The organism is Propionibacterium freudenreichii subsp. freudenreichii, assembly GCF_000940845.1.
Lineage (GTDB): Bacteria > Actinomycetota > Actinomycetes > Propionibacteriales > Propionibacteriaceae > Propionibacterium > Propionibacterium freudenreichii.
The window spans coordinates 2,150,997-2,175,350 of sequence record NZ_CP010341.1 but is presented as its reverse complement, the minus strand read 5'-3'; the positions used below and the strand labels follow the sequence as shown (position 1 = coordinate 2,175,350).

Annotated in this window: 25 protein-coding genes; 12 read left to right on the top strand and 13 right to left on the bottom strand. The window is 69.3% G+C overall.

Translation table 11 applies throughout. The features are described 5' to 3' along the window. Nucleotides 1–26: 26 nt before the first annotated feature. The 10 genes from RM25_RS09515 to RM25_RS09470 form a co-directional block, all read right to left on the bottom strand. A complete protein-coding gene (locus RM25_RS09515; protein WP_044636382.1) occupies nucleotides 27–713 on the bottom strand; it encodes a DUF4328 domain-containing protein in 687 nt (228 codons plus the stop codon). Then, nucleotides 710–1,465 carry a type I 3-dehydroquinate dehydratase gene (gene aroD, locus RM25_RS09510; RefSeq protein ID WP_044636381.1) on the bottom strand — a complete coding sequence of 252 codons (756 nt, stop codon included), beginning with the start codon at nucleotides 1,463–1,465 and terminating at the stop codon, nucleotides 710–712. Before aroD ends, RM25_RS09515 begins: the two co-directional genes overlap by 4 nt. A 153-nt stretch (nucleotides 1,466–1,618) precedes the next feature. After that, nucleotides 1,619–2,200 (bottom strand): nucleoside/nucleotide kinase family protein, encoded by a 582-nt coding sequence (locus RM25_RS09505; protein ID WP_044636380.1) that lies wholly within the window; start codon nucleotides 2,198–2,200, stop codon nucleotides 1,619–1,621. Nucleotides 2,201–2,210: 10 nt separating this feature from the next. Next, complete coding sequence (locus RM25_RS09500) at nucleotides 2,211–3,038, bottom strand: energy-coupling factor transporter transmembrane component T family protein (RefSeq protein ID WP_080774538.1); 828 nt, start codon at nucleotides 3,036–3,038, stop codon at nucleotides 2,211–2,213. Further along, nucleotides 3,035–4,705, bottom strand: coding sequence for an ABC transporter ATP-binding protein (locus tag RM25_RS09495; RefSeq protein WP_036943204.1), 1,671 nt, complete (start codon nucleotides 4,703–4,705; stop codon nucleotides 3,035–3,037). Before RM25_RS09495 ends, RM25_RS09500 begins: the two co-directional genes overlap by 4 nt. 25 nt (nucleotides 4,706–4,730) lie before the next feature. Further along, entirely contained in the window at nucleotides 4,731–5,366 is a 636-nt protein-coding gene (locus RM25_RS09490; protein ID WP_196485097.1) for an ECF transporter S component, read from the bottom strand. A gap of 231 nt (nucleotides 5,367–5,597) precedes the next feature. Further along, nucleotides 5,598–6,479: an HhH-GPD family protein gene (locus tag RM25_RS09485; protein ID WP_375710171.1), complete on the bottom strand. Its 882-nt coding sequence runs from the start codon at nucleotides 6,477–6,479 to the stop codon at nucleotides 5,598–5,600. A 62-nt stretch (nucleotides 6,480–6,541) separates the two neighbouring features. After that, on the bottom strand, nucleotides 6,542–7,612 hold the full coding sequence (gene disA / locus RM25_RS09480; protein ID WP_048733616.1) for a DNA integrity scanning diadenylate cyclase DisA: 1,071 nt from the start codon (nucleotides 7,610–7,612) through the stop codon (nucleotides 6,542–6,544). 37 nt (nucleotides 7,613–7,649) lie between these two features. Continuing rightward, nucleotides 7,650–9,044 carry a DNA repair protein RadA gene (radA, locus tag RM25_RS09475; protein ID WP_044636377.1) on the bottom strand — a complete coding sequence of 465 codons (1,395 nt, stop codon included), beginning with the start codon at nucleotides 9,042–9,044 and terminating at the stop codon, nucleotides 7,650–7,652. A 115-nt stretch (nucleotides 9,045–9,159) separates the two neighbouring features. Next, a complete protein-coding gene (locus tag RM25_RS09470; RefSeq protein ID WP_013161852.1) occupies nucleotides 9,160–9,798 on the bottom strand; it encodes a VOC family protein in 639 nt (212 codons plus the stop codon). Nucleotides 9,799–10,034: 236 nt separating this feature from the next. Here RM25_RS09470 and RM25_RS09465 point away from each other — a divergent pair, with 236 nt between their 5' ends. From RM25_RS09465 to RM25_RS09425, 10 genes are all read left to right on the top strand, one after another. After that, nucleotides 10,035–10,886, top strand: a complete 852-nt coding sequence (locus tag RM25_RS09465) for a sugar phosphate isomerase/epimerase family protein (RefSeq protein WP_013161851.1) — start codon at nucleotides 10,035–10,037, stop codon at nucleotides 10,884–10,886. A gap of 37 nt (nucleotides 10,887–10,923) precedes the next feature. Continuing rightward, a complete protein-coding gene (locus RM25_RS09460) occupies nucleotides 10,924–11,766 on the top strand; it encodes a CPBP family intramembrane glutamic endopeptidase (RefSeq protein WP_421957927.1) in 843 nt (280 codons plus the stop codon). Between the two features lie 158 nt (nucleotides 11,767–11,924). Then, nucleotides 11,925–12,620: a TMEM175 family protein gene (locus RM25_RS09455; protein WP_052809180.1), complete on the top strand. Its 696-nt coding sequence runs from the start codon at nucleotides 11,925–11,927 to the stop codon at nucleotides 12,618–12,620. A 91-nt stretch (nucleotides 12,621–12,711) separates the two neighbouring features. Further along, nucleotides 12,712–13,746: an aspartate-semialdehyde dehydrogenase gene (locus RM25_RS09450; protein WP_044636376.1), complete on the top strand. Its 1,035-nt coding sequence runs from the start codon at nucleotides 12,712–12,714 to the stop codon at nucleotides 13,744–13,746. Between the two features lie 3 nt (nucleotides 13,747–13,749). After that, nucleotides 13,750–14,610 (top strand): pyrroline-5-carboxylate reductase, encoded by an 861-nt coding sequence (proC, locus tag RM25_RS09445; RefSeq protein WP_044636375.1) that lies wholly within the window; start codon nucleotides 13,750–13,752, stop codon nucleotides 14,608–14,610. A 269-nt stretch (nucleotides 14,611–14,879) separates the two neighbouring features. Beyond that, nucleotides 14,880–14,981 carry a 30S ribosomal protein bS22 gene (locus RM25_RS12365; RefSeq protein WP_013161846.1) on the top strand — a complete coding sequence of 34 codons (102 nt, stop codon included), beginning with the start codon at nucleotides 14,880–14,882 and terminating at the stop codon, nucleotides 14,979–14,981. Nucleotides 14,982–15,098: 117 nt separating this feature from the next. Continuing rightward, entirely contained in the window at nucleotides 15,099–16,715 is a 1,617-nt protein-coding gene (locus tag RM25_RS09440; protein WP_013161845.1) for a bifunctional uroporphyrinogen-III C-methyltransferase/uroporphyrinogen-III synthase, read from the top strand. An 84-nt stretch (nucleotides 16,716–16,799) separates the two neighbouring features. After that, a complete protein-coding gene (locus tag RM25_RS09435) occupies nucleotides 16,800–17,429 on the top strand; it encodes a histidine phosphatase family protein (RefSeq protein WP_080516205.1) in 630 nt (209 codons plus the stop codon). Nucleotides 17,430–17,544: 115 nt separating this feature from the next. Then, nucleotides 17,545–19,065: a mycothione reductase gene (locus RM25_RS09430; protein WP_013161843.1), complete on the top strand. Its 1,521-nt coding sequence runs from the start codon at nucleotides 17,545–17,547 to the stop codon at nucleotides 19,063–19,065. Between the two features lie 53 nt (nucleotides 19,066–19,118). After that, nucleotides 19,119–20,348, top strand: coding sequence for a glycoside hydrolase family 3 N-terminal domain-containing protein (locus RM25_RS09425; RefSeq protein ID WP_144406064.1), 1,230 nt, complete (start codon nucleotides 19,119–19,121; stop codon nucleotides 20,346–20,348). An 82-nt stretch (nucleotides 20,349–20,430) separates the two neighbouring features. Here RM25_RS09425 and arsA read toward each other — a convergent pair whose 3' ends face one another. Beyond that, nucleotides 20,431–22,206 carry an arsenical pump-driving ATPase gene (gene arsA, locus RM25_RS09420; RefSeq protein ID WP_311318737.1) on the bottom strand — a complete coding sequence of 592 codons (1,776 nt, stop codon included), beginning with the start codon at nucleotides 22,204–22,206 and terminating at the stop codon, nucleotides 20,431–20,433. After that, on the bottom strand, nucleotides 22,203–22,670 hold the full coding sequence (gene arsD / locus RM25_RS09415; protein ID WP_013161840.1) for an arsenite efflux transporter metallochaperone ArsD: 468 nt from the start codon (nucleotides 22,668–22,670) through the stop codon (nucleotides 22,203–22,205). Before arsD ends, arsA begins: the two co-directional genes overlap by 4 nt. Nucleotides 22,671–22,766: 96 nt before the next feature. Between arsD and RM25_RS09410 the strand changes: the two genes are divergently transcribed. Next, a complete protein-coding gene (locus RM25_RS09410; RefSeq protein WP_044636845.1) occupies nucleotides 22,767–23,141 on the top strand; it encodes an ArsR/SmtB family transcription factor in 375 nt (124 codons plus the stop codon). Next, nucleotides 23,141–23,572, top strand: coding sequence for an arsenate reductase ArsC (locus tag RM25_RS09405; RefSeq protein ID WP_044636374.1), 432 nt, complete (start codon nucleotides 23,141–23,143; stop codon nucleotides 23,570–23,572). Before RM25_RS09410 ends, RM25_RS09405 begins: the two co-directional genes overlap by 1 nt. Here RM25_RS09405 and pstB read toward each other — a convergent pair whose 3' ends face one another. Continuing rightward, the gene (pstB, locus tag RM25_RS09400) at nucleotides 23,573–24,352 is read right to left on the bottom strand and encodes a phosphate ABC transporter ATP-binding protein PstB (RefSeq protein WP_044636373.1); all 780 of its coding nucleotides are present in this window, start codon (nucleotides 24,350–24,352) and stop codon (nucleotides 23,573–23,575) included. It lies immediately after the preceding gene. Nucleotides 24,353–24,354: the final 2 nt, after the last annotated feature.

The window sequence follows — 24,354 nt, the reverse complement described above, 5'->3', positions numbered from 1 at the left end:
GACTGCGTGCACCGGGACCGGCGTGCTCAGGCCCGCAGGCCGGCGGCGTCCGCCACCCGGCCGGTGAGCTCCGACGCCACCCGGGTGGCCAGGAATGCGGCGGGCAGCGCCAGCAGGTCGGCGATGCCGCTGGCGATGAATCCGGCGCGGGCCCCCGTCGTGCCCGAGGCGCCGGCCACGATCCAGGCGGCCACCAGTTGCGCGGTGGCGAAGGTGATCCAGCAGGCCCACCAGCGCGTGGTGGCGGCGCGGAAGTCGTCGAGGCGCACCTGCGCCAGTTCGATGGATCCGCGGATGCCGTCGGCGGCCATCTCGTCCTTGCGCACGATGGTGAACACCCGGTGCAGCGCCCGCAGGTCGACCAGCGGACGCCACAGGTTGATCAGCGGGATCACCCAGTTGAACAGCTGCCAGGCCGGCTGTGACAGCTCCGGGGCCCAGCGCAGCGCCATGCGGGCGGTGCCGCGTTGCCAGACCAGCCAGACGATGGCGGTGAGCATGAAGACCAGCCCGGTGGCGGTGGTCAGCAGCTGCCAGGCGTCGAACATGCGCAGGCCCGGGTCGTCGACGGAGTCAGTGGGGGTGTCCACCCGGGTGGCCAGTAGCAGGCACATCGCGCCGGCCAACAGCTGCACGGCCATGTTCAGCCACAGCAGCATGGGCAGCAGGCGGGCCTGGGAGCGCCAGCCCTGTGGGGGTGTCGGGATGCTCATCGCTCGGCGTGCCGCACGATCGACAACGCCTGCGCGAGGTCATCCAGGGGCAGCTGGCCGGGGGCCGAGCCGTGGTCGTCGAGGGCCGCGAAGCTGGCGCAGGAGCCGAAGTCGTGCCCGCACAGCCGGCTGGCCAGCCCCAGGCGTCCCATCGCGATGGTCAGCAGGGGGGTGTGGGCGTCGCGCGAGCGGGTGGCGGTGGCCAACAGCAGGCGGGCGGTGTCCTCCGGGTTGTGGGGCATCACGGCGAGCTTGCACAGCTGCGCGCCGGCCTGCTCCATGGCCTCCAGGTGGGCGACCATTGCGTCGAGGGAGGGCGTGCCGGCGAAGTCGTGGAAGGAGCCGATCACCGCGGTGCCGGCCCGATGGGCGGACGCGATCGTCTCGGGGGCGGCGGGATGGCGGTACTCCACGTCCACCGCGTCGACGTCGTCGAGGCCGGCCAGGGTGGCCACCAGGCGTGCGTAGTCCTCGGGTGATCCGGTGAAGTGACCGCCCTCGCTGCCCGTGCGCACGGTGGCCAGCAATGGCTTGCCGGTGGTGGTGCGGATGTGGCGTGCGGTGTCGGCGAGCAGGGCGTCATCGGCGCCCGGCGCGAAGGCGTCCACCCGCCATTCGACCAGGTCAACCGCGGGTTGCGAGGCCATCTCGGCCTGCGCCTGCACCGCTCCGGGGTCTGCGCCGGTGAGGGGCACGATGATTGCCGTGTGTGGACCGCCCAGGGTGAGGCCCGCCAGTTCGAGGACTGCCATGGGGCCAGCCTAGGGCCGCGGGCATCGATGGCGTCGCGCCCGGTCCCGCGCCACAGGGGCTGGGCAGCCCCTGGGAAAGAAGATAGGTGTGGATTTAGCACCGTCTACGGTGCTAAATCCACACCTATCCCGGGAGCAGGCGTCGGTCCAGGATCAGACGGCCCCGGCGTCCACCTGCCCGGCGTCGTGCAGGACGACGTCGGCCAGCTCGCGGGGACGGTCCCGGCGCCAGTGTTGACGCTCCTGGGCCGCCCAGCGGTCCCAATGGGGTGCATACAGCTCGCCGTCGCGTCCCAGCGCGCGCTGCTTGCGGCGTGCCGCGTCCATCACGAACCACATCGCCGTGGTGCCCACCCCGGCACTGAACGCGGTGAGGGCGCCGCAGCCCTCCACCAGGATCGGCGCGTCGCCATCGAGGCCCACCCGGTCGGTGCGTCGCCCGGCCTGCCAGTCCCAGCGCCAATAGCCCGGATCGTGCACGCGCAACACCTCGGGCAGCATCGTGCTGGCGGCCTGCAGGCCATCCCAGCCCGGGTAGAAGCTGTCCATGCTCACCAGCTGCACGCCGTGCATCCCGCGTTCCCCCAGCGCGCCCACCAGGCGCGTCGCCAGCCGGGTCTTGCCCGCGCCCGATCCGCCGTCGAGCACCATGACTGGCCGGCGTCCCCGCGCGTCACGCACCAGGCGATCCACCAGCCGGTCGAGGTCGTCGGGCAGCGTCATATCCGTGGCCATGGACGCCCCCTCAGCGGGTGACCGGGGTGAAGGTGCCCAGCCTGATCGACACCGCCAGGGCCAGCGCCACCATCACCACGGCCACCAACCAGCCGACGGCGTCGGCCCGTCCCATGCGCGAGGGACGCGCCCAGGTGCGGTGTGCGGCGGTGCTGGCGTCGAAGCCACGGGCCTCCATGGCCGTGGCGAGCTTCGTGCCGCGCCGGATCGCGAACACCAACAGTGCGAAGGCCATCGTCGCGAAGCGGCGCAGCCGTCCGGCGTCGCCCAGGCCGCGTGCCCTGCGCGCCTGGGCCATGGTGCGCCAATCGGCGGCGAACAGGTTGATCATGCGCATGCCGGCCAACGTGCCCAGCACGAAGCGCGCCGGCAGGTGGCAGATCTGCGCCAGCCCGTCGGCGGTGGCGGTGAGGTCGAGGCCACCCATCAGCACCAGCGCGGCAAGGCCGAGCGCAAAGATGCGCAGCACCACGGCAATCGCCATCGTCAACGACCGTTGCGAGATCACCACGAGCCACCACTGGAAGTACACATCGCCGCCGGGCTTGCCGTACAGGGCCATGCTGATGGCCGCCAGCGGCGCGACGATGAGCAGCGGGATCATTCGCCGTGCCAGCATCCGCGCCCGCACGCCACAGGCGAGGAACACCACCAGCTCGCCGACGAAGATCACCGTGGCGCTCAGCCAGTCGAGGCTGATCAACACGGGGATGGCCACCAGCACGGTGAGTAGCAGGCGCGTCACCGGGTTGAGCCGGGCCAGCGCTCCCGACCAGTCGGCGCCGGACGCCCCGGACTGGTCGGTGCCGGTCAGTGGGGCGTGGGGGAGTGCGGTCATGGTGCCATCCGATGGTCGCTGGGCTGGTCGGCACTGGGTCGCTCGCCGCTGGGCTGATCGGCACTGGGCTGACGGTCCTTGGGCCGACGCTCGCCGGGCGCATGGCCAGCCGGCCGACCACCCGCGGGCGAGCTGGCCGACGCCGGGTGCGGCGACGCAATGTCGAGTCGCAGTTCGTTCTCGCCCAGCACCTCGAGGTAGTCGCGGTCGTGGGTCACCGAGATCACGGTGCGTCCCTGCTCCAACACGTCCTGCACCAGCTGCACGAGGTCGATCCACGTGGCGCGGTCCTGGCCGAAGGTCGGCTCGTCGAGCACGATCACCCGGGGCTCGGCGGCCAGCACGGTGCCGACCGACAGCCGCCGCTTCTCGCCACCCGACAGGGTGAAGGGATTGGCGTCGGCCAGCGACTCCAGGTGCAGCCGGGCCAACAGCGCGTCCACCCTGGAATCGATGTCACGGGCCCCTCGGCCCAGCGCCTTGAGCCCGACCGCCAGTTCCTCGCGCACCGAGCCGGTGACGAACTGGTGCTCGGGATTCTGGAAGACCGTGCCGATGCGGGTCAGCAGGTCGCGGCTTGCCCAGGTGATCGGACGCGCCGGATCGAAGTGCCGGTGCATGGCACGGGTCAGGAACCTGGCGGAGGTCGGACGCAGCGATGGCGCCGCCTCGACGCTGCCGGCGAGCGGTTCGAGCAGCCCCGCCAGGGTGAGTGCCAGCGTCGTCTTGCCGGCCCCATTGGGGCCCACGATGGTGGTGGACAGGCCGGCGGGAACCTGCGTTGGTTCCATCGTGCGCACCGGATGCGCCCTGCCGTGGCCGATGGTGAGGTCGTGTGTGGTGAGCAGGGGCTCGCCGGGTGCCGGCGGCGTGCGTGGTTCGACGCCCCGTGGTGCGCCGGGCACCCAGACGCCCGCCCGGGTGAGCACCTCGCGTTGTGCGGCGAAGACCTCCCGGGGCGCGCCGTCGGCCAGCAGGCCAGCATCGGCCGACACGACGATCACGCGGTCGACCAGGTCGGTCCAGATGTCCACGCGGTGCTCGACCACCACCAGGGTGGTGTGCCGGTCGGTGACCACCGAGGCGATCGCGTCGTGCACCGTCGTGACACCCTCGGGGTCGAGGTTCGCGGTGGGCTCGTCGAGGCAGAGCATGCCCGGCGCGCCCGGCCCACCCATCATGGCCAGGGCGCCGGCGATCGCCAGCCGTTGCTGCTGGCCACCCGACAGCGCCGTGGTGGAGCGGTCGAGGGGCAGGCGCAGGTCCACCGCGTCGAGGGCGGCCCGCACGCGGGGCCAGATCTGTTCGCGGGGCACTGCCAGGTTTTCGCACCCGAAGGCGGCATCGTCGCCGATGCGCTGCAGGATCATCTGCGAGGTGGGGTCCTGCATCACCAGGCCCACATGTCCGCGCATCCGGGTGGGGTGCTTGCCACCCACCAGCAGGCTGCCGGCCTCCTCGCCCTCGTCGTCGCCGCCGAGCACCCCGGTCAGGGCACCCAGCAATGTCGACTTCCCGGCACCGCTGGCGCCCAGGAGGAGCACGCGTTCGCCGGGTTCGATGGTGAAGTCAAGGTGGCGGGCGGCCCATCGTTGGCGGCCCGCATAGCGCCACCCCCAGTCACTGGCGACGACGCCCGGGGCGAGGTCCGTGCTGGGGGTGGGCACGATGCTGGTGGCGTTCAGGGCGCGCTCAGGCTTCGCGGCCCGAGGCGAACCGTGACAGCACGCCGGTCCTGGCGAGCGCCTTGGTGAGCAGCCATGCGAGCAGGCCGGCCAGGACGGCGCCGGATACCAGGTTGCTGACCAGGTAGACGGCGTTGTAGCCGAAGCTCTTGGCGATATTGGGGGTGGAACCGATGAACAGCTCATTGGCCCAGGCGCCGAAGCCGGCGAAGGCGCCGGCCAGCAGGGTGACGGGCAGCGACCAGGCGCGGTAGCGGAAGATCAGGAAGATGATCTCGGCACCGATGCCCTGGAACAGGCCCGATGTGAGTGTCTCGATGCCCCATGCGTTGCCGATCAGGGCCGACACGATGGCTGCCACGAGCTCGACGAAGATGGCCGCGCCGGGCTTGCGGATCACCTGGGCACCCAGGGTGCCGCCGAGGTACCAGATGCCGGCTGCGATGCCACCCAGGCCGGGTAGCAGTGCTCCCATGGCCGAATACCAGGCGTAGCCGATGGAGTTCCAGATCCAGAAGATCAGTCCGCACGCGACGCCGAGGACGGCGGCCACGACGATGTCGACGACACGCCAGTGGCGGGTGCCCACCTCGAGCGGACGCGTCTGGTCGCTCGTCGCTGGGGTGGTCTTGCTTGGTGACATGAAAATGTGCCCTTTCGTGGGTTGGGGCACGGTGCGGGTGGAACCCGCAAGAGGCCTTCCTGCGCCGGCATGATCCGGATCAGGTGTGACGGTCGAAGACTCGCGCCTTCCTCTCAGCCCGCTGCCGGACTCCCGTGTTCGGCCATCAGTATAGGGAAGTGCGATAACGACGGCCCCCGGGTGCTCGTGGTGGACGGCCCACCACGGCGTGGGATGCTCCGGGACGGCGGCTCACAGCGTCACGCGGGTGCCCTCGCGGTGTGCCAGCCCGTCGGACAACAATCCGTCCAACGCACGGCTCGCCTGCGCGGGGTCAGCGGGCCAGTGCTGCAACAGCACGCTCACCTCGAAGCCCTGCGGCGTGGTGCGCAGGGCACCCAGCAGGGTGCCGCGGGCCTGCCGGTCGGTGCCGGCATAGGCCTGGGTGCGTCGCGGTGGGCCGTCGTGGGCCGGACGCCCGGCCGCCAGCCACGCGCAGTCGGCGCGCACGGGGCAGTCATCGCAGGCCGGGTTGGCGGCGGTGCACACCAGCGCGCCCAGTTCCATCGAGGCCTGCGCCCAACGGGACGCGGTGGGTGCGTCGTCGGGCAGCCAGTCCATCGCCAGGCGGCGTTCGGCGGCGGTGGTGGAGTTCGCGGGGAACTGCCGGGCGGCGTCAAGGCGGGTGAGCACGCGGCGCACATTCGTGTCGAGCACCAGGGCACGGGCCCCGAAGGCGAAGCTGGCAATGGCGCCGGCGGTGTAGTCGCCGACGCCGGGCAACTGACGCAGTTCCTCGACGCTGTGGGGCACCTCGCCGCCGAAGTGGTCGCGGATGGCGGTGGCGGCGGCATGCAGGCGCAGCGCCCTGCGCGGATAACCGAGCCTGCCCCAGGCAGCGACGGCCGCGGAGCTCGGCTCGGCGGCCAGCGCATCGGGTGTGGGCCAACGGTCCAGCCACTCGCGCCAGGGTCCGACCACGCGGGCCACCGGTGTCTGCTGGGCCATGAACTCACTGACCATGATCGCCCAGGGGCTGGTTCCCACACGCCGCCACGGAAGGTCGCGGGCAGCATGGGCGTACCACTGGTTGACGGTGCGGACCACCGCGCGGCGTTGCCCGGGTTCCATCACGTGCGGCACCCCGCCCCCGGTGTTCGTCGGGCGATCAGGCCCACCACGTCAGGACTGCCACATCACGACTGGGTGCCCAGCTCAGCCAACCGCGCCAGGCCATCGCGCAGGGCACGGGCGTGCTTGGCGTCCATGCCATCCACGCGCATCAGGTCCTCCACCGACAGGTCGAACAGCTCCTGGATCGAATCCACCTGGTCGAGCATGCGGCGGGTCAGCACTGTGTCGAGTTGCGCCGCCTGGTGCACCAAGCGGAATCCCTTGGGCCTCAGGTGGGTGTCCAGCGGCATCGCGCCGAAGCCGATCGCCGATGACACCGACTCCGGATCGAGCAGGTCGCCGGTCGGCAACTCCTCGAGCTCCTCCAGGGAGGGCTTTCCGGGACGTTCCTCGATGCTGTAGTCGTTCTCCAACAGGGTGGCTGTCTCGTCGACGCCGGCGGTCAACTCGAACAACTGCAGCTGCAGCAGCCGCCCGTCGATGCCCAATGACTCGACATAGCCCTCGAGCTCCTTGGCCAGTCGACGGGCCATCTCGACGCGCTGGCACACCCGCACCAGGTCGCGCAGCGTCACCAGGTCGGCGATCTCCAGGCCGGTGAGGTAGCGGGTGTCGTCGGTGAGCCTGTCGCGGTAGCGCGACAGGGTGGCCAGTGCCTGATCGGCACGGCCCATGATCTGGTGGCTCGGCTCGATGGGGAAGCGCATGCCCTCGAGGAACAGCGCGATCGTCGACATCGACGCCGAGACGGTGGCCACGGGAACATGTGCCTGCTGGGCGATGCGGTCGGCGGTGCGGTGGCGGGTGCCCGTTTCGATCGTCTCGATGGAGCCGCTGGGCACGAAGTGCACGCCCGCGCGCAGGATGCGGTCGAGGCCGGACGAGAGCACGATGCCGCCGTCCATCTTCGACAATTCGCGCAGCGCGGTGGGCGTGAAGTCGGTGTTGATCACGAAGCCGCCGGTGCTGATCTGCTGCACGATCGCATTGTCACCCAGCACCACCAGGGCACCGGTGCGGCCGTTGACGATGCGTTCCAGGCCCTCGCGCAAGGGCGTGCCGGGAGCGAGCAGCGACCGGTACTGCCGGAACTGCTCGGCCACACGCCCCTTGGCGTCACCTATTGAAGCCACACCCGTATCCTACGGTCCCCGCGCGAGCTGGCACTGGTCAGCGCCGCTCTGCGCGGCGCAGGTCGAGCACGCCCAGCGCGTCGGCCACGCTGGGCACCTCCACTACCTTCAGGTTGTGCAGCGTGGGCGCTCCGCGGCTGTTGTCGCGGGAGTTGGTGGGCACGATGGCCAGCTCGAAGCCCAGCCGGTCGGCCTCGGCGACGCGGCGTTCCAGCGCGGGCACGCGGCGCAGGTCGCCGGCGAGCCCCACCTCGCCCATCGCCAGCACCCGCCGGGGGAAGTTCCGGTTGAGTGAGGCCGAGGCGACCGCGACCGCCACGGCCAGGTCGGCACTCGGGTCGGTGATGCGGGCGCCCCCGACCGTGCTCACATAGACATCGCGGCGGCTCATCGGCAGGCGTGCCTTGCGTTGCAGTACGGCCAGGATCATCGCCACGCGCGAGAAGTCGACGCCGTTGGTGACGCGCCGTGCCGGCGTCTCATTGGGCACCGGGGCCACCAGGCCCTGCACCTCGGCCAGCAGCGGACGGCGACCCTCCATGGTGACGGTCACGCAGGTGCCGGGCACCGGCTCGTCGTGGCGGGTGGTGAACAGCCCGGACGGATCGGGCACCTCGACGATGCCGCCCTCACCCATCTCGAAGCACCCCACCTCGTCAGCCGGGCCGTAGCGGTTCTTCGTGGCACGCACCATGCGGAAGCCGGAGTGCCGGTCGCCCTCGAAGTTGAGCACCACGTCAACCAGGTGCTCCAGGGTGCGCGGGCCGGCGATGCCGCCGTCCTTGGTCACATGTCCCACGATGATCACGGCCATCCCGCGGGCCTTGGCCACCCGCACCAGGGCCGTGGTCACCTCGCGCACCTGTGCGACGCCCCCACTGACGCCATCGCCGCTGCCGGCGCTGACGGTCTGGATCGAGTCGAGCACCATCAGGCTCGGCTCCACCTCCTCGACGTGACCCAGCACGGTGCCCAGGTCGTTCTCGGCGGCCAAGTAGAGCTCGTCGGCCAGCGCGTCGGTGCGGGTGGCCCGCAACCTCACCTGCGAGGCCGATTCCTCACCGGTGACATACAGCGTGCGGTGCCCGGCTCGCGCCCATTGCGCCGCCACCTCGAGCAGCAGGGTCGACTTGCCGACGCCCGGCTCGCCCGCCAACAACACGACGACGCCGGGCACCAGGCCGCCACCGAGCACGCGGTCGAGCTCACCGATCCCGGTGAGATGGCGATCGGAGGCCTGCGCCGACACCTGGGCGATCGGCAGGGCGTGCGTGGTGGGTGCCGACGTCCGCACGGCCGTGCTGGTCGACACCGAGGCGCCACGTTCCACCACCGAGCCCCAGGCCTGGCACTGCGGGCAGCGCCCGACCCAGCGCACGCCGGTCCAACCGCATTCGGTGCACTGATAGGAGTCCTGCTGTTTCTTGGCCACGCGTCAACGCTAGACGGCACCAGTGACACTTCTGCCGCACCGGCCCGGATGCGGAGGATAGGGAACCATCCCGAGGGGCGACACTGACCCAGGGAATGGCTCGTTCATGGGTGCGTCAGATACGCACGAGTCCCCTTTCGGGGGTGGAGAAGATCGCGGCGTTGATGCCCGGATGCGCGTTCGGCGAGGTGAACTCGATGTTCACGCCGTCGAACACATCGGGCAGGGCCTCGCCCATCCAGTCCTCGATGCGCTGGCGCGAGCCGGCGATCTCCAACGAGGCCAGGGCGATGTCGCCGGGCAGCGCTGACGGCAGCACGTCTGCCGGGCTCTCCCACTTCACGAAATAGGGCAGCTGGGGGTCGCTCATCAGGCCTTTGGCGCCGATCTGCTCCCACTTGAGCTCCCGGCCGTCGGGGAAATGGCGCGAACCGGGCACGGCGCCGCGGTCGAGGCGTTCCTCGAAGGGTGCCAGGTCGTCCACTGAGATCACCCAGCCGAGCCAGCCACCACCCTGTTCGGAGCGGGCCCGAACGGCCTGGCCGTAGACGGCCTTCTCGGCGACGGGGTGGTCAAGCACCTCGGCCACCTCGAGGTAGCGGTCCTTGAGCAGGGGCAGGATGTTGTTGCGCGTACCGAACCGAGGATGAAATCCGCCGTCCTTGAACTCTTCGCCCAGGAGCTCGCCCAGGTGTTTGGCGGCGACCTCAAGACCTTCGGGACCGGCGGCGAACGTCAGATGGTCGACATGCATGGCCTCATTGTGTCAAGCCCGGCGCCCGATCGCGAAACCGGGTACCCTCCCGCCGCGTCATCGGCTGTGTCGCCCGGACCTGCGCCCGGCATCGTTGCGCGGTGCCCCAGGGGTCCCGACATGGGTGCCGACGAGCGGCCGGGGCGGGGACGTCGCAGTGCTCCCCGGCGACGGGGTCCACTTGCGATCCGAACGTCGCCGCACACCGGGTTGGATCGGTGTTCTACCGTGGAGGTGTGGTCAGTAAGCCCCTTCCCGACGCGTCCGGAAGCAAGCGTCTGTCCGTTTCCCTGTCCACCTCGAGCTGTTACCCCGAGCACACCGCGGAGGCATTCGACATTGCCGCGGAAGCCGGGTACGACGGCGTCGAGGTGATGGTGGGCCTCGACGCGGCCAGTGCCGATGTGCCGTACCTGGCGCGTCTGGCCGCCCAATCGGGCATGCCCGTGGTGTCGGTGCACGCACCCTGCCTGTTGCTCACCCAGAACGTGTGGGGCCCCGATCCGTGGGACAAGGTGCGCCACTCCTGCGAGGCCGCCCTGGCGCTCGGCTCCGATGTGGTGGTGCTGCACCCGCCGCTGCGCTGGCAGCGTGAATACGCCGCCGGGTTCGTGGCCGGGGTGCGCGACATCTCGGAGCACACCGGAGTCACCATCGCGGTGGAGAACATGTACCCATGGCGCACCCCCGGGCGTGCCTTCCAGGCCTATCTGCCCAGCTGGGATCCCACCGACCTCGACTATGACGCGCTCACCCTGGACGTCTCGCATGCGGCCACCTCGCAGTTGGACGCCCTTGAGCTCGCCAGGACGTGGGGTCCGCGGCTGCGCCACGTGCACCTGACCGACGGCGTCGGCCTGCGCCGCGACGAGCACCTGTTCCCCGGCGAGGGCACCCAGAACGTGTGGGGCCTGCTGCAATACCTCAATGACAGCCCCTTCGACGGCCGCATCGTGCTCGAGGTGAACACCCGCAAGGCCGACAACCACGCCGAACGGGTGCGTGAGCTGCGCGAGGTGGCCGACAACACCCGCCTGCACCTGGGCCAGCTCGACGCGGCCCGTCCCGGCGCCTCCCCGACGTCCTGAGATGGCGGCCCCACCACCGCCATCCCCGCCCATCGGCGTGGGGGTGTCGGCTGCCGGAGCGCTGTTGGCTGATGGGGCGCTGCCGGCCCCCGTGCCCTCGTCGGGCAACGGCGCCCGTCCGGCCCGCCGGCGTGCCCGGCTCGGTCTGGAGACCTGTGGCCTGCTGTCGCTGTGCCTGGGTAAGTCGGCCGTCTACTCGGTGTTGTCCCTTGTGAACAGCCTCACCGTGGGCTCGAAGCTCAACGAGCAGACCACCACCATCAACGGCGCCGTCACCCCCGATCGGCCGTGGCTCGACGTGGCCTACAAGCTGGCCGACGACTTCTTCCTCATCGTGCCGGTGGTCATGGCGATCTACCTGCTGGCATCGGTGCGTCGGCCCGGTCCGTCGGTGTGGCGGGCGATCGGGCTGGACGGCCTGCGGGTGCGCCGCGACGTGCTGGTAGGCGTCGGCGCCACCGCCGCGGTCGGGATCCCCGGCCTCGGCTGCTATCTGCTTGGTCGCCAGCTCGGTCTCAATACCACCATCAACACCGCCGGATCGGGGGCCTCGCTGGCCGCCATAGCCTTCTACGTGGTGGCTGCGGCAGCCAATGCCGGGCTCGAAGAGATCGTGATGATCGGCTACCTGATCACCCGGTGGCGCCAGGCCGGCTGGAACGCCTGGGCGGCGATCGTCACCTCGGCGCTGATCCGGGGCAGCTATCACCTCTACCAGGGCTTCGCCGGCTTCATCGGCAATGTGGTGATGGGCCTGGCCTTCGGCTGGTACTGGCAGCGCACCAGGCGCCTGTGGCCGCTCATCGTGGCGCACACCCTGCTCGATGTGTTCAGCTTCGTGGGCTATGCCCTGCTGAAGAACGTGTGGACCTGGTTGTAATGACCGCGGTGTGGTGACTGCGGCGTTGTAGCGACTGCCAGGTTGTGGTGACCGCGACGTCCTGCCATGTCACATCGGGAGCACAATCGAGGGGGACAGCACACGCGTGGGCACGCTCGATGCAGGGCTCGCGCGGGACGATCGGAGGAGGGAACGCGATGCGGGCTGAACGGGTGCAGGCCTTCAGCGATGGCGTCTTTGCGATCCTGCTGACCATCCTCGTGTTGGAGTTCGTCGTCCCCGACTACCAGGAGGGCCATCTCTTCGAGGCGATCCTGGGGCAGTGGCCGATCATGTTCGCCTATGTGCTGACGTTCACCTATATGGGCGTGGTGTGGCTGTTCCACCACGACCTGTTCGCCTCGGTGAAGACCACCTCGATCTGGCTCAACATCCTCAACCTGGTGCTGATCTTCGTCTGCTCGTTGCTCAACTACGCCACCTCGCTGCTGTCCACCGCCATCGCCACCGGAAATGGCACCGATATGGCCGCGGCCTTCGGTATCTACGACGTGAATGCCATGGCGATCTCGGCGGCGTTCATGGTGCTGTACTTCTACCTGCACCGCCACCCGAAGCTGTATTCCTCGCCGGTCTTCGACGGCTATTTCGGTTGGATGTCGCGCAGCGCCGGAATCTCGGTGCTGATCTACGCCTTGGCGCTGGCCGCGAATTTCTGGAGCATCCAGCTCGGTGCCGCGTTGCTGATCGGTGGCGTGATCTTCCACGCGCTGGCCTACGCGGGCTCGGCGCACAGCTATCGGCGCAGCCGGCGCAAGATGCTGCGCGACGCCCGGCGGCAGGCGCTGAAGGACGCCCCCGGCCCCGGATCGGAATCCGGTCCGCCGGCCTGACGATCGCCAGCGGGGATCCCGCCTGGCCGCGGAGCCACCGATCGGGCGAGACGCTGCGACCTGTTTAGGGCAAGGAAGTAGGCTCTGGGGCATGCGAGTAGGTGTCTTTGGAGCAACCGGTCAGGTCGGCGGTGTGATGCGCACGCTTCTTGCCGAGCGCAACTTCCCCGTCGATGAAATCCGCTATTTTGCGTCGTCGCGCAGCGCAGGTCGCCATCTGCCCTGGGGCGATAAGCAGATCGCGGTGGAGGACATGGCCACGGCCGATTTCTCGGGCCTTGACCTGGCGATCTTCTCCGCGGGCAAGACCGCGTCGAGGGAGTACGCGCCGAAGGTGGCCGCGGCCGGCGCCGTGGTGGTCGACAATTCGTCGGGCTGGCGGATGGACCCCGACGTGCCGCTGGTGGTCAGCGAGGTCAACCCCGAGGACACCAAGAACCTGCCCAAGGGAATCATCGCCAACCCGAACTGCACAACGATGGCCGCGATGCCGGTGCTGAAGCCGCTGCACGATCGCTGGGGCCTCAAGCGCCTTGTGGTCGCCACCTACCAGGCCACCTCCGGGTCGGGCCTGTCGGGTGTGCGCGCCCTGGAGGACCAGACGCGTACCGCCATGGCCGACGACCCGCACGGGCTCACCTTCGACGGCCACGCGGTGCCCTATCCGGCCGATACCGCCCCCTATGTGAAGCCGATCGCCTTCAATGCGGTGCCCTTCGCCGGCAACCTGGCCGACGACGACTCCTTGGAGACCGACGAGGAGCAGAAGCTGCGTAATGAGTCGCGCAAGATCCTGCACATCCCCGGGCTCAAGGTGGCCGGCACCTGTGTGCGCGTGCCGGTGTTCACCAGCCATGGCCTGTCGGTGAATGCCGAGTTCGAGCAGGAGGTCAGCGTCGACGAGGCGCGGGCCATCCTGTCCGCAGCTCCGGGCGTCGAGCTCGCCGAGGTGCCCACCTCGCGTGACGCCGCCGGCGTCGACCCGAGCCTGGTGGGACGCATCCGCATGGACCAGTCGCTGGACACCCCCACGGGCCTGGCGATGTTCGTGACCAGCGACAACCTGCGCAAGGGCGCGGCGCTGAACGCGATCCAGATCGCCGAGCTGTTCTGCAAGGTGGCCTGAGCCATGGCCCTCCGCACCCCGGCAGCGAGCGTTGACCGCGTCCATCGGCTGGCCTTTCTCGGGGCCGGCACCATGGGCGGCACGATCGTTGCCGGCCTGGTGCGGGCCGGCCGTGACGCCGCGGGCATCGCCGTCACCACCCACACCCCGGCCCATCGCGAGAAGCTGGCCGCTGAGCTGGGCGTGCAGGCATTCGCCGACAACCGTCAGGCCGCCGCGTGGGCGTCCACGATCGTGATCGGCGTCAAGCCGGCCGACGCGTTGGCGTTGCTCGACGAGATCAGCCCCGAACTGGGGCCCGACAATGTGATGATCAGCCTGTGTGCCGGGCTGAGCACCGACCTGTTGTCGGCACACCTGCCGCCGGCCGTCCACGTGGTGCGCGTCATGCCCAACACCCCGGCCAGCGTCGGGGCGGGCATGGCAGGCGTCTCCGGCGGCCGTACGGCCACCGAGCACGACGTGCAGGCGGCGATCACGCTGATGTCCGCCGTGGGCAGGGCCGTGGCGATCCCCGAGCAGCTGCAGGACCCGCTCACCGCCATCTCCGGGTCGGGTCCGGCCTATGTCTTCGCCTTCGTGGAGGCACTCATCGAGGCCGGCGTCACCCAGGGCCTGCCGCGTGGCCTGGCCACCGAGCTGGCAACCCAGACGCTGCTGGGCTCGGCGCGGCTGCTCGACGAGGGCAACGATTCGGTGACGCAGCTGCGCGAGGCGGTCACCTCGCCGGGTGGCACCACCGCCGCGGCATTGCGCGAGCTCGACGATCACGGCCTGCGCTCCGCCGTGCAGGATGCGGTGGAGGCGTGCGCCCGACGCAGCGCGGAATTGGCGGCCGCCGCCGAGCAGGCCGACGCCCGATAGTCGTTTTCCTCCGCGGGTGGACGTGGGGCTGCCACGTGGAGATTTCACCCGGTCTGGACACTCAGGGTAGACTTTCGTTGTTCGTCGGAGTCCGGTCTGCGCCCCTGGTGCGGATTGCCAACGCAACAGCTGGTGTTATTGGTTCCTTGTAGCCGAGTCGCCGTGCGCTGAGCGGGGCGCCGAAGGTTTTCCAGGTCATAGGCCCACCGGACGCAGGTTCGGTAGGTCGAGATTCATCGGGCGTAGGTCCGAAACACGAAAGGTCCACTGTGGGTTCGGTTATCAAGAAGCGTCGCAAGAGGATGGCGAAGAAGAAGCACCGTAAGCTTCTGAAGAAGACGCGCATCCAGCGCCGCCGCCAAGGCAAGTAAGTGCACCCGGCCGAACGCCCAAGGTGAATTCGGCGGATGCCAGCCACTGGCTCTGACACCCCCATCCACATTGGTCACGTTCGGCTTCCCCCTTGATTCGGTAAAGGCGAGCCGTCAATGAGTCAGCGAGTCGATGTCGAAGCCCCCGACAATGCGGGGCCGGACGATGTGGCAGGCAGGTTGTGCCATGGGCGTGTGGTCTTTGTCGGTAGCGGGCTCTCGTCGGCTGATCAGTTGACCCGTGCCGGCCTGCGGGCGCTCAGCAGCGCCACCATGCTGGTGACCACGCCGGAGCTTCGCGAGATGCTCGACGAGGCCGGCGTCGAGGTGCCCGACAAGGACGCGACGCGTTTTGTCGGCGACCTTCCCGATGTGGCCCGATTCGTGGTCGAGGCCGCCGGCGACGACCAGTCGGTCGCCCGCTTCGTGCGTGGCGATCCCCTGCTCGAGGGCAATATCGCCGACGAGGTCAGCGCCTACATCGACGCCGACCTGATGCTTGACATCGTGCCGGGCGTGCCCTCGCTCACCTCGGTGACCACCCTGGCCGGGGTCAGCTTTCCCGGGCAGTCGGTGCAACTCATCTCCCTGCCCTATCGCGCCAAGACCGCTGAGATCCCGGCTGCGGGTTCGCTGGCGGTCGGCTGCTATTCCTCGCAGGCCGCCATGGTGGCCCGGGCGGCCGTCGAGGCCGCACGCACCCCCGACGAGGACGTGCTCATCACCTTCCACGGTGGCACCCTGCGCCAGCACTCCGAGATGTCGACCATCGGCACCCTGATGGGCAAGAAGAGCCCCATTGAACCCGGCGATGACCGGGTCTCGATCGTCTTCGGCAAGGCCTCCCACCGCCCCGAGGGCATGAACTGGTACGAGTCGAAGCCGTTGTTCGGCTGGCAGGTGCTCGTGCCCCTCACCCGCGATCGCAATGAGGAACTCATCGAGCGCCTCAGCCTGCACGGCGCCCACTGCACCGAGGTGCCCACCATCGACGTGGAGCCGCCGCGCAACGCCGCCCAGCTCGACCGCGCCATCCGTGGCCTGGTCGACGGGCACTACCAGTGGGTGATCTTCACCAGCGTCAATGCGGTGCGTGCCGTGGCGGCGAAGGTGGCCGAGTACGGACTCGATGCCCGCTCGCTGTCGGGCCTGCAGATCGCCGCAGTGGGCGACGGAACCCGCGAATATCTTTCGACGTGGGGCCTGATTCCCGACCTGGCGCCCACTGATGTGCACACCGTGGCCGGTTTGGCCGCAGAATTTCCTGCCTACGACGACATCGTCGATCCGATGAACTCCGTGCTCGTGCCGCGCGCCGAGATCGCCACGGAGCCGTTGTCGGAGGGCCTGGCCGAGTTGGGCTGGGAGGTCGACGACGTGACCGCCTACCGCACGGTGCGCGCCTCGCCGCCGCCGGCCCCGATCCGCGAGGCCATCAAGTCGGGCGATTTCGATGCGGTGGTGTTCACCTCGAGCACCACGGTGCGCAATCTGATCGGCATTGCCGGCAAACCGCACGCCGCCACCATGGTGGCCGCGATCGGCCCGGCCACCGCCGTCACCTGCGAGGAGCACGGCCTGGACGTCGCCGTGATCTCCGACGCGCCCGGCCAGATCGAACTGGCCGATTCCCTGGCCTACGGGGCGCGACGCCGCGCCAAGGCACTCGTCGAGGCCGGCAAGCCCGTGAAGCGTCCCTCGCAGCGACGTCGTCGCCGCACGAACAAGTCATAGGGCCCCGCCGCGGCCCACGGGCCCGGGCGAGTGGGCGGAAGGATCGGAGAACCAGTGGGTGACCAGCAGACCATCGTGCACGTGATGCGCCATGGTGAGGTGCACAATCCGCAGGCCGTGCTCTACGAGCGCCTGCCCGGCTACCACCTGTCGGACAACGGCTCCCGGATGGCGCAGGTGGTGGCCGCCGAATTCGCCGATGTGCCGCTGACGCACCTGCGCACCAGCCCGCTGCTGCGGGCCCGCGAGACGATGGCGCCGGTGGCGGCCGAGCATCCCGGGCTGCAGGTGCACTACGACCCGAACCTCATCGAGGCGGGCAACAAGTTCGCCGGCATGAAGTTCGGCCGGTACAAGACCGCGCTGGTCGATCCGCGCAATTGGAAGCTGCTGCGCAATCCGTTCACCCCCAGCTGGGGCGAATCCTATGAGCACATCGCGCAACGCATGCGCACCGCGATCATCGACTCCGCACGCGCCGCCGGCCCCGGCGGCCAGGCCTTCGTGGTGAGCCACCAGTCGCCGATCTGGATCGCGCGCCTGTCGTTCGAGGGGCGTCGGCTGTTCCACTTCCCGTGGACGCGCACCAGCACGCTGGCCTCGGTCACCTCGTTCCACTTCCTGGGCGACGAGTGCATCGACATCACCTACTCCGAGCCGGCCGCCCACCTGCTGGGTTCCGACGGGAACGCCGCCTTCAGCTCCGGCAACTGACCAGCCGGCCACCACGGATCCCGGCCCCGCCCGGCCGGTGGCGCCGGACGCGGGTGGCGTCAACGCGTGGGCCGTGCCGCATGCCGCCCTTCGGCGCGCGTGGGAGGATTGGGGCATGGCAACTGAGTCTTCTGGGGGAACTGGGCTTTCTGGGGCGGGCCGGCATTCCGGCGGCGGGGCGTCGGATCACTTCGACCTGTGCATCATCGGCTCGGGTTCGGGCAACACCATCGTCAACCACGAATTCAATGACTGGTCGGTCGCGATCGTCGACCAGGGCGTGGGCGAGGGCGAATGGTTCGGCGGCACTTGCCTGAACGTCGGGTGCATCCCCACCAAGATGATGGTGGTGCCGGCCGACTTCGCGGCCTCGCCCGACCGTGCGGCCAGGCTCGGCGTCGAGCTGAGCCGCGGTGCGGTCGACTTCGCCGGCATCCAACAGCGCGTCTTCGGGCGCACCAATGCGATCTCCACCGACGGGCTGGCCTATCGCGAGTCGAACGAGAATGTCACCGTCTTCCGTGAGGCGGCCGCCTTCATCGACGCCAAGCACCTGCAGGTGGGCGACCGGGTGATCACCGCCGACCAGTTCGTGCTGGCCGCCGGCTCGCGTCCGCGCACCCTGGACGTGCCCGGGCTGAACGATCCCGACCTGGCCGGCCTCATCCACACCAACGACACCCTGCTGCGCATCAAGACGCTGCCCAAGCACCTGATGATCGTCGGCGGGGGCGTCGAGGCGCTCGAGTTCGGCCACATCTTCTCGGCCTTCGGGTCGAAGGTGACGCTGGTGCACCACGGCGCGCGCCTGCTGCGCAAGCTCGACCGCGACCTGGGGGAGGCCGCCACGAAGCTCGCCGCCGAACGCTTCTCGGTGCGGCTCAACCAGTCGTTGAGCAATGTGGAGGCCTCCGAGACCGGCGGGCTCATCGTGTCGACCAGCGATTCCGACGGCATCGACTACGACTATGCGGTGGACGCGCTGATGGTCGCCGTGGGACGTGAGCCCAACGGCGACCTGCTGGAGGTGGGCAGGGCCGGCGTCACGCTCGACGACCAGGGCTTCGTGGTGGTCGACGACCAGCAGCGCACCAGCCAGCCCGGCATCTGGGCGCTCGGCGATGTGACGAGCCACCACCTGCTCAAGCACGTGGCCAATGCCGAGGCCCGCACGGTGCAGCACAACCTGGTGCATCCCGACGCCATGATCGCCACGCGGCGCGACGCGGTGCCCCAGGCGATCTTCTCCGACCCGCCGATGTACTCGGTGGGGCCGACCACCGACGAGCTGGACGCGGCCGGCACGCACTATGTGAGCATCATCCAGCCCTATTCGACGGTCGCCTACGGCTGGGCGATGGTCGACGACGACAGCTTCGTGAAGCTGGTGGGCGACCCCGCCACCGGCAAGCTGCTCGCCGCCCACGTGGTGGGGCCGGAGGCCCCCGAGCTGGGGCAGCTGTGCACCACCGCGATCAGCTTCGGAATCAGCGCCATCGAGATGGCCCGGGGCCAGTACTGGGCCCATCCCGAGCTGGCCGAGGTGGTCGAGAACGCCCTCATCTCGCTCGACCGGGCCATGCGCCACGACGGCGACGACGACAGTGAGCACCGGCGTCGCACCGGGGAAGGCTGAGCCGGCTGCCGGCCCCTGTGGAGAGCACAGCAGAGAGCACAGTGGAGAGCATTGTGGTGACCCCCCGAAATCCCCATCGATCCCACCGTCCCCGCCTGCGCCGGGCGTCCCGGCTCGCGGTGTTCGGCATGGCGCTTGCCCTGGTGACGGCCTGCTCGGCCTCCCCGGGAGGCGCGGGAGGGTCGACGTCCGCCCGCGACGACGCATCGGGCGCGACGAGCCCGTCGGCGAGTGCCGCGTCGGGTGCCAGCAGCCTGCCGCCACGCGCATGCCTTGATGCCGCGCGGGCGATGGACCCGCAGGCGCGCGTCGAACTGCTCTACATGGGATCGGTCACCGCCACCACGCCCGCGGCCGGTGCCGGGCAGCTGGCGAACCAGCCGGTGGGCTCGGTGATCCTGATGGGTGACCCGGGCAGCCTGCAGGCGACCAGCCAGCTGACCGACGCCCTGGGCGCCGCACGTCCCGGGCTGCTGATCGCCACCGACCAGGAGGGCGGCCAGGTGCAACGCCTCACCGGCCCGGGCCTGGACCAGATGCCCTCGGCCAGGCAGCAATCCACCCTCCCCACCGACGCCCTGACCCAACGGTGGACCGGCTGGGGGGCCCAGCTGCGCCGCGGCGGGGTGCACTACAACCTGGCGCCCAGCGCCGACCTGGTGCCGAGGGCCAATCGCGGTGCGAACGCACCGATCGGCCAGCTCGACCGCGGCTACGGCGCCACGCGCGCGGACGTGGCCACCAATGTGACGGCCGTGTTGGCCGGCGTGCACGCCGGCGGGGTGGTGGGCGCGGTGAAGCACTTCCCGGGCCTGGGGAATGTGAGCGCCAATACCGATTTCGGCGCGGCCCATGACGCCGTCACCACACCTGATTCCGACGAACTGAACACCTTCGCCGATGTGCTCGCCGGAGCGGATTCGGTGATGGTCAGCTCGGTGGTCTACGACCGCATCGACCCTGCCGGACCGGCCGCGTTCTCCTCGCGGGTGGTCAGCGGCCTGTTGCGCGAGCAGCTGGGATATTCGCGGGTGATCATCTCCGACGACCTGGGCGCGGCCGTGGCCCTGGCCGACTATCCGGTGGCCCAGCGCGGCACCCTGTTCCTGCGCGCCGGCGGTGACCTCGCGCTGGACGTCGACCCGGCGAGCGTGCCGGCCATGGTTGCCGACACGCAGGCCGCCGTGGCGGCCGACCCGGACTTCGCGGAGCAGACCGTGGCGAAGGCCGCCCGGGTGCTCCAGCTCAGGGCCGACGCCGGTCTGGGGCAGTGCGGCGCCTGAGCCCGGGTGCCCTGTATGGGCTGACCACGGGCTCGCCCCTGCACAGCAGCAGGTGCAAGCCCACGGTCCGGGCCCAATGGGACTACCCAGCCATGCTCCCGACCGTGTGCCGTGCCACGGCGCGAAGCGCATCCAGCCCTACCGGCGGTGACGCGAGATAGGCCACCTGGGCAGTTCGCGGGCAGTTGCTTCGCGCTGCGGCGATCGGCGCGGTCTCGGCTTCGATGCGGCGTTGCAGGAAGGGGTCTTCGGTGTCCGTGGCGCTCAACGAACGATTGATCACCCAGGCCCAGGGACGAATACCTGCCCGCTCCAAGTCGTCCTGAAGGCCGCTGGCCTCCAACACGGGGGTGGTTTCCGGCAGTGTGGCAATGATCACCGCCGTGTGCCCGGGATCACGTAGGCGCGTCAGGGGCGTCGTCGACGCCAGCTCGGGGCTGTTGCGGGCCACCTCACGGTGATACGAACCGGTGGCGTCCATCAGGAGCAGGGTGTGCCCCGTGGGCGCGGTATCCATCACGACAAAGCGGTGGTCCGACTGTTCGACAGCCTGTGCAAACGACTGGAAGACTGCCACTTCCTCGGTGCAGGGCGAGCGCAGGTCCTCCGCCAGGTTTGCGCGGCCCTGTTCGTCCAGGGAGGCGCCCTTGGTGGCCATCACATGGTCACGGTAGTGGCGGGTGGCAACCTCAGGATCAATGCTGGTCACGTCAAAGGGTGCCTGTCCGGCGATGGTCCAGTCGAGGTGTGCGGCAGGATCGGTGGTGGTGAGCAACACATCCTTTCCCCGATCCGCAAGGCCCATGGCGAGGGCAGAGGCAAGGGTCGTCTTCCCGACTCCGCCCTTGCCCATCACCATCACCAGGCCGTGGTCGCGTTGCGAGAGCTCCGCGATCAGTTCCGAAAGCTGGGGGCCCGCCACCGAGGGTCTGCGGGGCTGGTCGACGTCAACGTCGGAGTCCTCGGTCTGCGCTGTCGATGACAGCAGGATCCGTAGAGCGTCGACCCCCACCATGTCGCCGTGGCGCAACTCCAGGGTGTCAGTCACGAGTGCACGTAGCCTCGCGGGTGCGGAGCCGATGGCCTCGGATTCCTGGTGGGAAATGGATCGTGCGAGCGGGTCGTCGCTGTGGGCGCCCGGCAACAGCCCGTTGATCACCAGGTGGGTTGCCGCAATCCCCGCCTCGAGCAACTCGTCGAAGGTGCGGGATGCCTCGTGCAGGGAACTCTCCTGGGCACGTGCCACCAGGGCCAGCCGGGTCCGTCCGGGGTCGGCCAGCGCGCCCAGGGCTTCCGCATAGCTGTCGCGTGTCTTCTCCAATCCCGACATCGGACCGAGGCAGGAGGGGTCGCCCAGACCGTCGGACAGGAACTGCGACCACTCGCCCGGCAACTTGAGCAGGCGCACGGTGTGGCCGGTGGGCGCGGTGTCGAAGACGACATGGTCGTAGCCTGCGCCGGGGCCGTGAGCGGTGAGCAGGTCAGTGAACTCATTGAATGCGGCGATTTCGGTGGTGCATGAGCCGGACAGTTGTTCGGTTGCCGAGGCCAGGTCCTTGGCACTAAGAAAGTCCCGCACGGGCGCCAAGGCGCGCGCTCGATACTCCTCCGCAGCTGCCTGTGGATCGATCTCGAGCGCATCCAGCCCCGGCAGGGCAGAGATGGCAGTGATGTGGTTGCCGATCTCCTGACCGAAGACCTGCGCAACATTGGACGCCGGATCGGTGGACACGAGGAGCACCTTCCGGCCGGCCGATGCCAACGCCACCGCGCTGGCACACGCCACTGATGTCTTACCCACGCCGCCCTTGCCGGTGAGGAACAGGAAGCGGGGCATCTCTTCCAGCAGGTGCGTCACAGCTGCACCGCCGAGCCGGACGTGTTCTCCAGGGGGAGCGCCTGCGGGGCAGATCCGCCGCAGCAGGACGAGCCCTCGGTGCTGGGCCCCGTCGAATCGTTGTTGCTGCCGCAGCACCCCGGGGCATTGGCTCCGGCTGCGTCACCCGAACAGCAGCCGGCAGCGCTGGCGAGTCCCGCGAAGACCGCCAGCTCCTCCCGCGAGGGATAGCGATTGGTCGAGACGGCCACGCCATCGACCACCACGAGGGGGAGGCCATCGGCCCCGGCCACCTGCATGAAGGCGCGGGCCACCGGGGAACCGGCGAAGGCTGCCGGGTCCTGGGCCAGGTTGGCCCGCTGCACGGTGACGCCCTGGCGACGCAGCCAGTCCAGATCGGCGGTGAAGTTGACCAGTGCTTGGTCAGGGTCGGTGCCGCACACGCCGGTGTTGCAGCACAGGGGTCCTTCAAATACGGAGATCATCCGGTTCATCCTTCGGTCGGATAGATAGAAACCTTCCGATATGAAACCCAAGCACTCATATAGACAACTGTCAATGTGACGGGTAGTCTGGCGGCCATGGCGACTGAACTCACGGCAACCGGGACTCCTCGTTCAACGAGCGAGGCGTTGTCTGCGGAACGGGCCGACCGTGTGGCGGAGGTCTTCAAGGCCTTGTCTGATCCGGTGCGGGTGCGCCTGATGCATCACATCAGCGCCAATTGCTGCTCGTCGGTGTGCGTATGCCACATGCCCGCTGACCTCGGGATCACGCAGCCAACGCTGTCGTATCACCTGACCCGGCTGCTCAAGGCGGGCCTCATCTCGCGGGAGATGCGGGGCAAGTGGGCCCACTACACCGCGACTGCGCATGGACTCGATGCCGTGCGCGCCTTCATGGATGGCTTGGGCGCCGTTGGTCCAGGGACCTGCGACGCGACAGACTGCTGCTGATGTCGGCCACCGGGGCCCGACGCGTGCCGTCCATCATGTTTGTGTGCGTACACAACGCCGGCCGTTCCCAGATGGCTGCGGCGCTGACGCGCTGCCTGGCGGGTGATCGGGCGGAGGTACGTTCCGCAGGAACTGCGCCGGCCAGCGAGATCAACTCCCAGGTCGTGGCCGCCATGGACGAAATCGGCATCGACCTGCTGGGGACTCGTCCCAAGGTGCTCACTGCTGACGCAGTACAGGAATCTGATGTGGTCGTCACCATGGGATGTGGGGACAGCTGCCCCTACTATCCGGGCACGCGCTACGTGAATTGGGCACTGGACGATCCGGCCGGGCTGTCGCTCGCCGAGGTGCGACCCATCCGCGATGAGATCCGGAAGAGGGTCATCGGCCTGCTGGATGAGCTGGGCATCCACCCAACCGACCGGTGATCAGCCGAAGCGACCGGTGATGTAGTCCTCGGTCTGGGCCTCGTCGGGGTTGGAGAAGATCGTCTCGGTGTCGTTGTACTCGATGAGGTGGCCGGGCTTGCCAGTGCCGGCGATGTTGAAGAACCCGGTGCGCTCGCTCACCCGCGCGGCCTGCTGCATGTTGTGGGTGACGATCACCACCGTGTAGTCCTCCTTCAGCTGCTGGATGAGGTCCTCGATCGCCAGCGTCGAGATCGGGTCGAGGGCCGAGCAGGGCTCGTCCATCAGCAACACCTCGGGCTTCACGGAAATCGCGCGGGCGATGCACAGGCGCTGCTGCTGGCCGCCCGACAGGCTTGAGCCCGGGCGATCGAGGCGGTCCTTGACCTCCTCCCACAGGTTCGAGCCGCGCAGGGAGGTCTCCACCACCTCGTCGGCCTCCGACTTCGACAGTCGACGCTTGTTGAGCGCCAGCCCGGCGAGCACATTGCCGCGGATGGTCATCGTGGGGAAGGGGTTGGGCTGCTGGAACACCATGCCCACCTGGCGACGCACCCGCACCGGGTCGATGTGCTTGCCGTACAGGTCGACGCCGTCGAGCAGCACCTCGCCCTCGACCTTGGCCCCGGGCGTCACGTCGAGCATGCGGTCCAGGGAACGCAGCACGGTGGACTTGCCACAGCCCGAGGGCCCGATGAACGCCGTCACCGAACGCGGCTCGATCATCATGTCGACGTCCTCCACGGCCTTGAAATCGCCGTAGAAAATACTCAGCTTCTTCAATTCGATGCGCTTTGCCATGA